Consider the following 12,589-nt stretch of genomic DNA (forward strand, 5'->3'; position numbering starts at 1 on the left):
GCTTCCAGCAGCACGCCCAGCCACCGCCCGCACACGACCCCAGGACACCCGCCATGCCACGACGCCGCACCTCCAGCTCGTCCAGCTCGACGGGCAGGTCGACCGGCAACTCGACGGGCAGCCCGGCAGTGAACTCGTCGGCTCCCAGGAACCGGACCCCGCAGCCCGTCCGTATCCGGCGTCGCAGCTTCGGGGACTTCGTCAAGGCGTTCTTCGCGTTCGTCGCGCTGCTCGTGCTGGTCGTCGGCGTGCCGGGTGCGCTCGCCGTCACCATCGGGTGGCCGCTGCCCAGCGGGGCGCCCAGCCTCGACTGGCTGCAGCAGGAGATCACCGTCTGGACGTTCATCCACATCCTGACCGTGGTGGTGTGGCTGGCCTGGGCGCAGTTCACCGCCTGCGTGCTGGTGGAGGTGAAGGCCGCGCTCAGCGGGGTCGGCGTTCCCGGGCGCGTTCCGGGGGCGGGCCCCAGCCAGATCCTCGCCCGGCAGCTCGTCGCCGCGCTGCTCCTCGTCGGCGCCACCGCAGCCAGCCTCACCCCGGGGCTGTCGCAGCTCGGTCACAGCCTGGAGGGGAACCAGAAGCCGACGGTGGCCGCCGCCCAGGCGACGCCGGGTCTCTTCGCCCAGCAGCAGGAGCAGGCCGCCCACACCGCCGCCGCCCTCGCCGAACAGGCGTCCCACGCGCAGGCCGACGCCGCGGCCACCGCCAAGCAGCACGGTGACACGAAGTACTACCGCATCCAGCCGCCCGAGGGACGTCACCATGACTCCCTCTGGGAGATCGCCCAGCGGCACCTCGGCGACGGACGGCGGTACAAGGAGATCTACGAGCTCAACAAGGACCGGGTGCAGCCGGACGGTTCCCGGCTGTCCGAGGCCAGTCTGATCCGGCCCGGCTGGATCATGGAGATGCCCGGGGACGCGCACGGCGGCGAGCTCGTGGAGATGCCGGACTCGGGCGCGCACGTCTCGCCCGAGGTGCAGCACCAGATCCACGACTACGCCAAGTCCGGTGCGCACGCGCAGGAAAGCGGCGGCCGGCAGGTCTCGGTGCCCCAGCAGCGGCCCGCCGCTCAGCATGAGCACCACCAGCACCAGCAGCAGACCGCCGCCGCCCACTCCCACTCCGATTCCGACTCCTTCGGTCTTTCCGAAGCCCTCCTCACCGCTCCCCTCCTCGCCGCCGGTCTCCTCGGTGCCCTCGGCCGTCGACGTAGGCAGGCGTTGTGGCAGTCGGCGCTCGGTGCCGTCGGCGGCCGGCGCGGTATGGAGCCGCCCACGCCGACGGGGGACGCCGCCGACGCGCAGGACGCGCTCCTCGTGGGCGCCGACCCCGAGGCCGTACGCCTGCTCGACCGCTCCCTGCGCGGGCTGGCCGCGCAACTCGCCGGAGAGTCGCGGCCGTTGCCGACCGTCTACGCCGCTTGGCTCACCCATGGCGACTTGCATCTGCAGCTCGCACAGCCCGCCGGGAAGCCGCCGGCGCCCTGGCAGCTCGGGCAGGACCAGACGTTCTGGATGCTGGCCCGCAGCGATGCCGAGCGGTACGAGGACGTCGACACCGCGGCGCCGTACCCCGGTCTCGTCAGCCTCGGGACCATGGACGACTCCCGGCTGCTGCTCAATCTGGAGGCCGTGCCCGGCATCGTCTCGCTGAGCGGGCGGGAGGCCGACCGGGCGGCCGTCTTCGCCTCCGTGGCCGCCGAGTTGGCGACCAACGGGTGGTCGGACCGGATGACGATCACGCTCGTCGGCTTCGGGGAGGATCTGACTCCCCTCGCTCCCAACCGGCTCCGTCACCTCGACGGCATCGACGACCTGATCGAGACCATGGAGGCCGAGACCCGGCAGCGGCGCGGGGCCCTGGGTGCCGCCGGCCACGACTCCGTGCTCACCGGGCGCACCGGGCCCGCCCAGCACACCCGTTGGGCGCCGCACCTCGTCCTGCTCGCCGCCCAGCCCTCCCCCGAGGACGCCGTCAAGCTCGCCGAACTCGCCTCCGACGCCAGCAGGTTGGGCATCGGCTACCTCGTCGGCACCGAGACCGGCGATCTGCCCGGCGCCGCCTGGGAGATGGAGATCACCGGCGCGGGCAAGCTGCTCGCCCCGCTGCTCGGACTCGAACTCGACGCCCAGCTGCTGCCGTCGGCGCAACAGCGGGCCGTCGTCGAGCTGTTCGTCGAGGCCGACCCCGAGCGCGATCCCCAAGGGCCCACGCCCACACCGCCGTTCCTCGTCGACATCAGCGAGCAGGGGCGGCCCGCGGTGTACGCGCGGCTTGTCGGGTCGTACGAGATCATCGGGCTGGAGACCCCGGACGGGGAGCGCAGCGCGCTGCTCCACGAGGCGCTCGCGCTGCTGCTGCTGCACCGCGAGGGCGTCCATTCCCGGGTGCTGGCCTCCGCGTTGTGGCCGAGGGGCGTCACGGAGGACGTGCGGGACGCGCTGCTGGAGCGGCTGCGGGCCTGGCTCGGTACCGATCCGGACGGCAGCCCCCGGCTGTCCGCCGACGCGACCGGGCGGCTCGTGCTCGCCAAGTCCGTCGTCTCCGACCTGGACGTGCTGCGCTCGCTGTACCACGAGGCCACCCAGGGCAAGGGCGTCGACAGCCGGGTCGTACGGGGGCGTCTGCTCACCGACGCGCTGGTCCTGGTCCGCGGCCCGCTGCTCGCCGACCGGCCCGAGGGACGCTACCGCTGGCTCACCCACGAGATCATCGACGCCCAACTGCCTTTGCTGGTCGCCGACATCGGGCTCGCGCTGTCGGCTTTCCACCTGGAGAAGGACCGCGCCGAGAAGGCCATCGAGGCGCTGAACGCGGCGCTCAACTCCGCGCCCGCGGACGAGCGCCTGTGGAACGAGCTGCTGCGCGCCACCCACGCCACGGGTGACACCGAGCGTCTGAAGTCCCTCGCCGCCGACCTCGTCGACCGCAGCGGTGCCCGCGGGCTGCCCGCGCGCACCGAGGCCCTCCTCGACGAACTGCTGCCGTCCTGGCGCACCGGCGTCGCCGCGGTGGGATGAACGCCGGGGTGAGCACGGGGGCGCTGATCGCCGTCGCCGCGCTGTGGGGCGCGGCGGCGGGATCGCTGCTGCCGCGGGCCGCGTACCGGTTCTCGGTCCCCTCGGGGGAGAGCTGGCGAGACGCGTGCCCCGGGGAGCACCGCATCGGCGGACGGCTCGGCGGCTGGCTCGGCCTGGCCCGCTGCGGGGAGTGCGCGGGCGCCCGCACCGAAGACGCCGGCAAGGAGGGCCGAGCGGCCGCGGGAGAAGCGGGCAAGGAAGCCCCAGCATCCGCCTGGGAGGCCGACACAGCCGTCGGGGCAGCCCGGGAAACCGCGCCGGCGCCGTCGTACGGCCCCGGTACCCCCGCCCTCGTCCTCGCCACCGCCCTCGTCTGTGCCGCCCTCGCCGCCGCCACCGGGACCCGGCCCGAGCTCGCGGTCTGGCTGCTGCTCGCGCCCGTCGGGGTGCTGCTGGCCGTCGTCGACTTCCGGGTGCAGCGGCTGCCCGACCCGCTGACGCTTCCCCTCGCGGGCGCCGCGCTCGTACTGCTCGGGCTCGTCGCCCTCGTACCGGAGCACGCGGGCGACTGGCCGACCGCGCTGTACGGCGCCCTCGCGCTCGGCGGTGCCTTCTTCCTGCTGTTCCTGATCAACCCGGGCGGCATGGGCTTCGGGGACGTGAAGCTGGCGCTGGGGCTCGGGGCCGTGCTCGGGTGGTACGGGTGGGCGACGGTGATGCTCGGGACCTTCGCCGCGTTCCTGCTCGGCGCGCTGTACGGCGGCGCGCTCGTCGTGGCGCGGCGGGCCGGGCGCAAGACGGCGATCGCGTTCGGGCCGTTCCTGATCGCGGGGGCGTTCCTGGGGCTGCTCATCGGGGCGTACGCGGCCTGACGTCGGGGTTGTCGGAGGGCTGGCGTAGGCTGGTTCGGTCCGTGCACCGCGGACGCAGCCGTCCACAACCCTTGACGAAAGGGACGCCCGGTGACCGAGAAGGCCGACCTCCAGTCCGTGCTCGACCGTGCCGCCGCCGGTGGACGCATCACGCCGGAAGAAGCGCTCGACCTCTACCGCGACGCCCCGCTGCACGCGCTGGGCGCGGCCGCGGACGCCGTACGCCGCCGCAAGTACGCGGGCACCGAGCACATCGCGACGTACATCATCGAGCGGAACATCAACTACACGAACGTGTGCGTCACGGCGTGCAAGTTCTGCGCCTTCTACGCCGCCCCCAAGGACACGGCCAAGGGCTGGACGCGCGATCTGGACGACATCCTGCGCCGGTGCGCGGAGACGGTCGAGCTGGGCGGCACGCAGATCATGTTCCAGGGCGGCCACCATCCGGACTACGGCGTGGAGTACTACGAGAAGCACTTCAAGGCCATCAAGGACGCCTTCCCGCAGCTGGTGATCCACTCCCTCGGCGCGTCCGAGGTCGAGCACATGGCCCGTATCTCCAAGGTGTCGGTCGAGGAGGCCATCAGCCGTATCCACGCGGCCGGCCTCGACTCCTTCGCCGGCGCCGGCGCGGAGCTGCTGCCGGAGCGGCCGCGCAAGGCGATCGCCCCGCTGAAGGAGAGCGGCGAGCGCTGGCTGGAGATCATGGAGACCGCCCACCGGCTGGGCGTGGAGTCCACGTCGACCATGCTGATGGGCACGGGCGAGACCAACGCCGAGCGGATCGAGCACCTGCGGATGATCCGTGACGTGCAGGACCGCACGGGCGGCTTCCGGGCCTTCATCCCGTACACCTACCAGCCCGAGAACAACCACCTGAAGGGCCGTACGCAGGCCACGATCTTCGAGTACCTGCGGATGATCGCCATCGCCCGGGTCTTCCTGGACAACGTCCGGCACATCCAGGGTTCCTGGCTGACCACGGGCAAGGAGGTCGGCCAGCTGTCCCTGCACTACGGCGCCGACGACCTCGGCTCGATCATGCTCGAGGAGAACGTCGTCTCCTCCGCCGGAGCCAAGCACCGCTCCAACCGCCTGGAGATCATCGACCTGATCAGGAAGGCGGGCCGCGTCCCGGCGCAGCGCTCGACGACCTACGAGCACCTGGTGGTCCACGACGACCCGGCGAACGACCCGGTCGACGAGCGCGTGATGTCCCACATCTCCTCGACGGCGATCGCGGGCGGCACGGCACACCCCGAGCTGAAGCTGCTCGCCTCCAACTGACCCGCCTGTGCTGACGATTCACCTGGCGGACGAGGTCCGCCACGGCACCGGAACGGTGAAGGACGGTGCCGTGGCGGTCGACGGGAGCCGGATCGCCGCGGTGGGTCCGTCGGAGGAGTTGCGGGAGCGGTTCCCCGGGGCGCGGGTGCGCACGTGGCCGGGGGTGCTGGGGCCGGGCCGCGTCCACGAGGGCCCGCTGCCGGACGCCCCGAGCCCCCGCGAGCGTGTCCACGCGGTGCTGAAGTCGGGAGCGACGGCCGTCCTGCGGGAGTACGTCGACTCGCCCGAACTGCTCGCTGCCGCCGCCCGGAACGAGGTGCTGGTCCTGGCCTCCGCGCAGTCACCGGCGATCACCGTGCACGGCAGGGCGGACCTGGCCGTCTTCGACGGGATGGGCGCCTGCCTGGCAACCGTGTGCGCCGGGCGGCTGGTGCACCGGCGCCGCTAGGACCCGGCGCTATCCGGCGAGAGCCTCGCCGAAGGCCCCCGAACTCTGCTTCACCCCACTGCAGTCGGTCGCCGCGTCACTGCCGCTGCCCTTCGCGCACTGCTGGTCCCGGAACGTCGACCACATCGACACCCAGGCGATCTCCTTCTCCTCGGCGAACGTCCGCACCTGCGCCGCGTCGGAGAGGGTGAACGTCTCGCCGGCGACGTCGTTGACCCCGATCATCGACGTCAGCGCCATGCCCTGCCAGGCACCGGCGGCGGAGAGCCCGAACACCTTCTCAAGCTGGGTGTGCGCGGCCTTCGCCGAGGTCAGCGCGTAGTCCCCCATGTCCCCGGCGTACGACTCGCCGTAGTTCATGGTCATGAGGTTGACCGTGGAGACCTGGACGTCGTACGTGTTCGCGGACTCCAGCAACGCCAGACTGTCGGAGTCCAGTCCGGACGGCATCACCGGAAGCGTGAAGGAGACCTCCAGATCGGGCCGTTCCTTCTGCAGCGCCGCGATCGCCTCCGACCGCAGCGCGACCGTGTCCGCGTCGGTCAGCTCGTCGCCCTCGATGTCGAAGTCGGCCTGGCTGGAGCCGGCGGCGTCAAGTGCCGTGCCATAGGCGGCCGCCAGCTTCGACACGCTGTCGCAGGTCGTCGCGAGTTCCTTGCCGGAGGCCCCGCCGAAGGAGACGCGGACCGTCCCGCCGTCCGCCGTGAGCCGGGAGATCCGGGCCTTCACCGCCGCGTCCGCGATCGCGTCCTCCCCGTTCCACCGGGGCGTGCAGTCACTGCCGTCGGAGATCACGAAGGCCAGGTTGTACGTCGACGGCGACCCGCTGGAGTCGTTGGCGGAGGCCTCGGTCGCGCTGACGTAGGGCGCGTAGGCGGTGACGCTTGAGGAGGCGTCGGCGGTGGCGCTTGGGGAGACGTCGGCGGTGACGCCTGGGGAGGCGTCTGCGGCGGTCTGCTTCGGCCCCGCGGAGCATCCCGCCGTGGCCAGGGCAAACACACAAGTGAACCCGGCGGCCGGCCTCAGCAAACTCCGCATGGACATGCACCCGCTCTCGTGATTTCCGTCTCAGGTCCGAAACAAAGCCCTATTCAAAAGGAGAACGTCTCACACGAAGCTTGCGCTCACGAACTCGGGAAATCCATGGGAAGTTCATGGGAGGCGTGGTATGAAACGGGCCAACCGGGCGGAACGAAGGGGATGTTCGGCGCACTCCCTCCCGAGGTGAACCGCGCAGGCATTCACAGAAACTCTCAGCCGGGGGACAGGTTGGGGGCCTTCTCATATGCGCCTCACAAAAAGTCGAGCTCCGGTCACATAAAGCCTGCCTAATGTCTGGGGAATGCATTCCGAGCCTGCCATCGAAAACCGCGCGACCACCGGCGGTCGCCGCCGCAAACGCGGCAACGGGTCCGTCGAGGGGCCTGTGTTCGTTGACAACTCCGGACGCCGTTCGAAGCTGCTGAAGCGGTTCGGCCTCCTCGTGGGCGTCCTGTGTCTCGGGTACGCCGTCGTCCTGGGCCTCGCCTTCCTGGGCATCGGCACCTCGGTCACCCCCTCCTCGCTGCTGCCCTTCCGGGGCGGCCAGGCGGGCCCGGCCGGCAACGGCCCCGCGGGCTACCGGCAGCAGGGCGGCGTCGGCGACCGGATCGGCCGGCCCGGTGACATCCCCTCGGTGCCGCCGTCCGGCACGCCCACTGCGTCCGCGTCCGCCACCGCGGCCAACTGACCGGAGCCCCCAGCCACATGACCACGACGACGTCCCCACGCGGTCGCCGGCGCGCCCCCACCCGTATCGAACGGGCGGCGGGCAAGGCCGCGGCGCTGCAGAAACCCCGCGTCATCCTCGCGCTGCTGCTCCTGCTCGCGCTGACCAGCATCATGCTGCTCGACGGCTATCTGCGCGCCGAGGTCGGCGGCGACCAGCGGGTGCGCGACGGCGCCGGCTCCAGCAAGGTGCCGGACAAGATCCTGAGCGGTGGCCCGATCCTGACCTTCCGCGGCGGACAGGCCACCACGCTCTCGGTGCCGGACAAGACCATCGCCCTCACCTTCGACGACGGCCCCAACCCGACCTGGACGCCCCAGGTGCTGGCCATCCTGAGGAAGTACGACGTCCCCGGCACGTTCTTCCTTGTCGGCTCGATGGTCGCGCGCTACCCGGGCATCGTGAAGAAGATGGTCCAGCAGGGCAACGAGGTGGGCATCCACACCTTCACCCACGTCGACCTCTCCTACCAGAGCGCCGCCCGGGTCAACCGTGAGATGACGCAGACCCAGCTCGCGCTGGCGGGTGCGGCCGGCATCACCACGACCCTGTTCCGGGCGCCGTACTCCTCCGAGACCGACGCCATCGACAACTACAGCTGGCCCGTCTACCAGCGGCTCGGCAAGGACGGCTACACCAGCGTCTTCGTCGACACCGACAGCGACGACTGGAAGAAGCCGGGCGCCTCGAAGATCGTCCAGTGGGCCACGCCGAAGAGCGGCAAGGGCGCGGCGGTCCTCATGCACGACGCGGGCGGCGACCGCTCGCAGACGGTCAAGGCGCTGCCCGAGTACATCGAGAGGATGAGGGCGAAGGGCTACACCTTCACCACGGTCAGCGGGGTCATCGAGAAGGACAACGCCGGCGCGGGCAACAACCGGCCCGGGGGGACGACGGTCGCGGGAGGTGCCGCGGGCGCCACGGGAGAGCGGTCCGCGAACGGCCCGGGCGCGGCGGCGAACATGAGCGGCCCGAACGGTGCGAACCGCTCCCGGCTCCAGGCCGCCCACCGCACCGCGACCGGCGCGACCCTCTACGAGGGCAGGGCGCTGGTGTTCGCCGTCGCCGTCGCCGAGTGGACCGTGCCCACGCTGTCCGTCGGCCTCGTCATCGTCGGTGTGGCCGTCATGGGCCGCTTCGGGATGATGCTGATCCTCGCCCGGCGCCACTACCGGCAGCGCAACAAACGCCGCTTCAGCTGGGGACCGACGGTCACCCGCCCGGTGAGCGTGATCGTCCCGGCGTACAACGAGAAGGAGTGCATCGCCAACACCCTCGAGTCACTGTCGAGGAGCACCCACCCGATCGAGATCATCGTGGTCGACGACGGCTCGACGGACGGCACCTCCGAGATCGCCCGCAACGCCGCCATGGACCTGGGCATGTACAACGTCCGCGTCATCCGCCAGGAGAACGCGGGTAAACCGGCCGCCCTCAACAACGGTGTGCGCAGCGCCAGTCACGACATCGTCGTGATGATGGACGGCGACACGGTCTTCGAACCGGACACCGTACGGCAGCTGGTGCAGCCCTTCGCCGACCCCGAGGTCGGCGCGGTCGCCGGCAACGCCAAGGTCGGCAACCGCGACACGGTCATCGGGGCCTGGCAGCACATCGAGTACGTCATGGGCTTCAACCTCGACCGGCGCATGTACGACGTGCTGCGCTGCATGCCGACCATCCCGGGCGCGATCGGCGCGTTCCGCCGGGAGGCGGTGCTGGGGGTCGGCGGGATGAGCGAGGACACCCTGGCCGAGGACACGGACATCACCATCGCCATGCACCGCGCGGGCCGGCGGGTCGTCTACCAGGAGCACGCCCGCGCGTGGACCGAGGCGCCCGGCTCCCTGAAGCAGCTGTGGTCCCAGCGCTACCGCTGGTCCTACGGCACCATGCAGGCCCTGTGGAAGCATCGCAAGTCCCTGACCGACAAGGGGCCTTCGGGGCGCTTCGGCCGGGTCGGGATGCCGCTGGTGGTGATCTTCCAGATCGTCACCCCGGTCTTCGCCCCGCTCATCGACGTCTTCACCGTCTACTCGATGATCTTCGTAGACTTCCAGGCGGCGCTGTACGCCTGGCTGGCGGTGCTCGGCGTTCAACTGGTGTGCGCCGCCTACGCGTTCCGCCTGGACCGGGAGAAGTACCGCTACCTGCTGATGATGCCGCTCCAGCAACTGGCCTACCGGCAGATGATGTACCTCGTCCTCATCCACTCCTGCATCACCGCCCTGACCGGCGGCCGCCTGCGCTGGCAGAAGCTGAAGCGCACGGGCGAGGTCGGGACACCGGCGGGGGTGAGCTGATGGGAGCGCACAGCAGGGGTGCGGTCAGAGCGGGCGCGCCCGCGGATACGGCTCCCTTGCCGCAGGTCGAGGCCGCGCCCCCGGCCAGGGCCTCCGGCCGGGACCGCTACTTCGACGCCCTCCGGGCCCTCGCGCTGATCCGCGTCGTCACGTACCACACCTTCGGCTGGGCCTGGGCCGGCATGGTCTTCCCCTCCATGGGGATCATGTTCGCCCTGGCCGGCACCCTGATGGCGAAGTCCCTGGAACGCCCCGTCGGCAAGGTGATCAGGAGCCGGCTGCGCAGACTCCTGCCGCCGTTCTGGTTCTGGGGCTTCTTCGTCGTGCTGGCGATGCTGGTGCACGGCTGGATGCCGGGCTGGGAGATCGTCTACTGGGTCGTGCCGCTGGGCGACCCGCCGGGCAACGCCTGGGGCGAGCAGGCCTGGGAGATCCTCTGGTACCTGCGGACGTACCTCTGGTTCGTCCTGCTCTCCCCGCTGCTCCTGCGCGTCTTCCGGCTCGCCCCGATCCCCGTCCTGTTCCTCTCCCTCGCCCCCGTCCTGGTCCTGAACTTCGTCTGGGCCGGCCCTGACAACCGCTTCGGCAGCGCCCTGTGGGACCTGTCGACGTATTTCTTCTGCTGGATCCTCGGCTTCGCCCACCGCGACGGCGTGCTGCGGCGGCTGCGGCCCGCCCTGGTCGTCGTGCTCTCCCTGGCGGCGGTCGGGTACGGCGGCTGGTACGCCTTCGCCCACCAGGCCGACGCCGGCACCTACGACCTCGACGAGATCCCGCTCGCGCAGGCCTCCTGGTCGGCCGGCTACGTCCTGCTGCTGATGTGGGCCAAGGCCTACTACAGGATCGACTTCGCCGGGTTGACCCGCTTCCGCCGTACCGACCGGCTCGTGACGATCTTCAACGCGCGTGCCGTGACGATCTACCTCTGGCACGAGATCGCGCTGATCCTCGCGGTCCCGCTGATCGACCGGTTCTGGAACGTCCCCGCGTTCGAGAAGTGGCTTCCGCTGGACAGCCAGTGGTTCATGTTCGGCATCGGCTGGATCCTGATCGCGGGGTTCGTCCTTGCGTGCGGATGGGTGGAGGACGTGGCCGGGAAGAAGAAGCCGACGCTTCTTCCCTGAGGGCGGGCTGCAAGAATGGCCGCGTGACCCGCGCATCCCTGGACAAGCAGCCGCACGAAGTCGCCTCGATGTTCGACCACGTGGCGGAACGGTACGACCTGACCAACGACGTGCTGTCGCTCGGCCAGGACCGGGCGTGGCGCAGGGAGGTGGCGAGGGCCGTCGACGCGCGGCCCGCGCAGAAGATCCTGGACCTGGCCGCCGGTACGGCGACCTCCTCGCTGCCGTTCGCCCGCACGGGCGCGTACGTCGTCCCCTGCGACTTCTCGCTCGGCATGCTCCAGGTCGGCAAGCGCAAGCACCCCTGGCTGCCGCTGACCGCGGGCGACGCGACGAAGCTGCCGTTCAAGGACGACACCTTCGACGCGGTCACCATCTCCTTCGGGCTGCGCAACGTCCAGGACTTCGACGCGGCCCTGCGGGAGATGCACCGGGTGACCAGGCCCGGCGGGCGGGTCGTGATCTGCGAGTTCTCCCACCCGACCTGGGCGCCCTTCCGCACCGTCTACACCGAGTACCTGATGCGGGCCCTGCCGCCGGTCGCCCGCGCGGTCTCCTCCAGCCCCGACGCCTACGTCTATCTCGCCGAGTCCATCCGTGCCTGGCCCGACCAGCCCGCGCTGGCCGGGCACCTGCAGAAGGCCGGCTGGTCGAAGGTGGCCTGGCGCAACCTCACGGGCGGTGTCGTCGCCCTGCACCGCGGCTTCAAGCAGGGCTGACGACGACGGCGGCCTGAGGCGGAGCCGATGACGGCTGCGATCAGGCGGAGCTGACGACGGCATAGGGGTCGCCCGGCTCGTCCAGCTCGCGCTGCAGCCCGCCGCTCGGGGGCCGCGGGATGCGCGGCTCGCGCACACCTCCGCCGCCCTCTCCCTCGCCGAAGTCGAACCACACGTACACCATCGAGTCCCGGGGCACCTCGGCGCCGGGTGCGGGGTACTGGCGGACGACGTACTCGACGGCGGTGAGATGGAAGTCGGGCCGGTCCGGCGCGTTGATGAACAGACCGCGCGACTTCGCCGTCTCGCGCGCGTCCATGGCCATCAGTCCGACGAGCCTCGGAACTCGTACTTCGGGTGTCTTGGGCGGTATGTGCACAGATGTCACCCCCAGCGGTACTGGAAGGGTAACCGTGCGGGGGCGGTGACCGGAAGCCTCAAGTATCTTTCTGTAGCCGTCCGTTACTTTGAGTAGCCATTCTCCAGCTGCAGGCGGAAGCAGAGGGCGTCCTCCGGGAGCTGCGGGTGCGGAAACGTCTGCGCGAGTTCCATCCCGAGGCGCTTGGCGACCGCGATGGAGCGTTCGTTTCCGGGTCTGACCATCGCCACCACGCTCGGCACCCCTGCCGCCCTGAGCCGCTCCAGCGTCATCCGCGCGGCCGCGGTCGCGTACCCCCGGCCCCAGAACTCCCGTCCGAGCCGCCAGCCGATCTCGATCTCGCCCGTGGGACCCCAGTCCCGCGGCCAGGGCTGGGCGCCGGTGAACCCGATGACCTCACCCTGCTCGCCGACCATGGTCCACAGACAGAAGCCCAGCTCCGCGTCGTGCCGGCGCTGGCGGGCGGTCAGCTCCTCGTAGACCGACAGCTCCGCGGACCTGCCGCCGTGGAACTCCATGACCTCCGGGTCGTCGAAGACCCGGTGCCAGGCGATCGCGTCCTCGTCGGTGGGGACGCGCAGCCGTACGACAGGCAGAGCTCGGTTCACGGGGCAGCCCTTCAGCCGGGTGATCAATTCTGCTGAATAGACTGCCCATGTCCAG

Annotated in this window: 11 protein-coding genes; 8 read left to right on the top strand and 3 right to left on the bottom strand. The window is 70.9% G+C overall.

The annotated features are described in order from the left end of the window. Positions 1–53: 53 nt before the first annotated feature. The 4 genes from GRC12_RS15790 to GRC12_RS15805 all read left to right on the top strand — a co-directional run bounded on the left by GRC12_RS15790 (position 54) and on the right by GRC12_RS15805 (position 5,633). A complete protein-coding gene (locus GRC12_RS15790; protein ID WP_244372917.1) occupies positions 54–3,023 on the top strand; it encodes a bacterial transcriptional activator domain-containing protein in 2,970 nt (989 codons plus the stop codon). Beyond that, entirely contained in the window at positions 3,020–3,895 is an 876-nt protein-coding gene (locus GRC12_RS15795; RefSeq protein ID WP_208779875.1) for a prepilin peptidase, read from the top strand. Before GRC12_RS15790 ends, GRC12_RS15795 begins: the two co-directional genes overlap by 4 nt. Before the next feature lie 90 nt (positions 3,896–3,985). Beyond that, the gene (gene mqnC, locus GRC12_RS15800; RefSeq protein ID WP_208779876.1) at positions 3,986–5,185 is read left to right on the top strand and encodes a cyclic dehypoxanthinyl futalosine synthase; all 1,200 of its coding nucleotides are present in this window, start codon (positions 3,986–3,988) and stop codon (positions 5,183–5,185) included. Between the two features lie 7 nt (positions 5,186–5,192). After that, entirely contained in the window at positions 5,193–5,633 is a 441-nt protein-coding gene (locus GRC12_RS15805; protein WP_208779877.1) for an imidazolonepropionase-like domain-containing protein, read from the top strand. 9 nt (positions 5,634–5,642) lie between these two features. Here the strand turns inward: GRC12_RS15805 and GRC12_RS15810 are convergent, their stop codons facing one another. Continuing rightward, positions 5,643–6,671 (bottom strand): chitinase, encoded by a 1,029-nt coding sequence (locus GRC12_RS15810; RefSeq protein ID WP_208779878.1) that lies wholly within the window; start codon positions 6,669–6,671, stop codon positions 5,643–5,645. Positions 6,672–6,975: 304 nt separating this feature from the next. Between GRC12_RS15810 and GRC12_RS15815 the strand changes: the two genes are divergently transcribed. From GRC12_RS15815 to GRC12_RS15830, 4 genes are read left to right on the top strand one after another with little or no spacing between them, the layout of a single operon-like run. Beyond that, complete coding sequence (locus tag GRC12_RS15815; RefSeq protein ID WP_208779879.1) at positions 6,976–7,362, top strand: hypothetical protein; 387 nt, start codon at positions 6,976–6,978, stop codon at positions 7,360–7,362. A gap of 17 nt (positions 7,363–7,379) precedes the next feature. Continuing rightward, a complete protein-coding gene (locus GRC12_RS15820; protein WP_208779880.1) occupies positions 7,380–9,704 on the top strand; it encodes a bifunctional polysaccharide deacetylase/glycosyltransferase family 2 protein in 2,325 nt (774 codons plus the stop codon). Further along, positions 9,704–10,828: an acyltransferase family protein gene (locus GRC12_RS15825; RefSeq protein ID WP_208779881.1), complete on the top strand. Its 1,125-nt coding sequence runs from the start codon at positions 9,704–9,706 to the stop codon at positions 10,826–10,828. The genes GRC12_RS15820 and GRC12_RS15825 overlap by 1 nt, the downstream gene beginning before the upstream one ends. Before the next feature lie 23 nt (positions 10,829–10,851). Beyond that, positions 10,852–11,547, top strand: a complete 696-nt coding sequence (locus GRC12_RS15830; protein ID WP_208779882.1) for a demethylmenaquinone methyltransferase — start codon at positions 10,852–10,854, stop codon at positions 11,545–11,547. A 40-nt stretch (positions 11,548–11,587) separates the two neighbouring features. Here the strand turns inward: GRC12_RS15830 and GRC12_RS15835 are convergent, their stop codons facing one another. Both GRC12_RS15835 and GRC12_RS15840 read right to left on the bottom strand, forming a co-directional pair. Then, on the bottom strand, positions 11,588–11,926 hold the full coding sequence (locus tag GRC12_RS15835) for a PASTA domain-containing protein (RefSeq protein WP_208779883.1): 339 nt from the start codon (positions 11,924–11,926) through the stop codon (positions 11,588–11,590). 83 nt (positions 11,927–12,009) lie between these two features. Beyond that, complete coding sequence (locus GRC12_RS15840) at positions 12,010–12,534, bottom strand: GNAT family N-acetyltransferase (protein WP_208779884.1); 525 nt, start codon at positions 12,532–12,534, stop codon at positions 12,010–12,012. Positions 12,535–12,589: the final 55 nt, after the last annotated feature.

Origin of the sequence: Streptomyces griseorubiginosus, from assembly GCF_017614965.1 — a bacterium.
GTDB lineage: Bacteria > Actinomycetota > Actinomycetes > Streptomycetales > Streptomycetaceae > Streptomyces > Streptomyces griseorubiginosus_B.

Coding starts and splice junctions, on each gene's coding strand:
- GRC12_RS15790 (WP_244372917.1), top strand. CDS start 54: ATGCCACGACGCCGCACCTCCAGCTCGTCCAGCTCGACGGGCAGGTCG.
- GRC12_RS15795 (WP_208779875.1), top strand. CDS start 3,020: ATGAACGCCGGGGTGAGCACGGGGGCGCTGATCGCCGTCGCCGCGCTG.
- GRC12_RS15810 (WP_208779878.1), bottom strand. CDS start 6,671: ATGCGGAGTTTGCTGAGGCCGGCCGCCGGGTTCACTTGTGTGTTTGCC.
- GRC12_RS15815 (WP_208779879.1), top strand. CDS start 6,976: ATGCATTCCGAGCCTGCCATCGAAAACCGCGCGACCACCGGCGGTCGC.
- GRC12_RS15820 (WP_208779880.1), top strand. CDS start 7,380: ATGACCACGACGACGTCCCCACGCGGTCGCCGGCGCGCCCCCACCCGT.
- GRC12_RS15825 (WP_208779881.1), top strand. CDS start 9,704: ATGGGAGCGCACAGCAGGGGTGCGGTCAGAGCGGGCGCGCCCGCGGAT.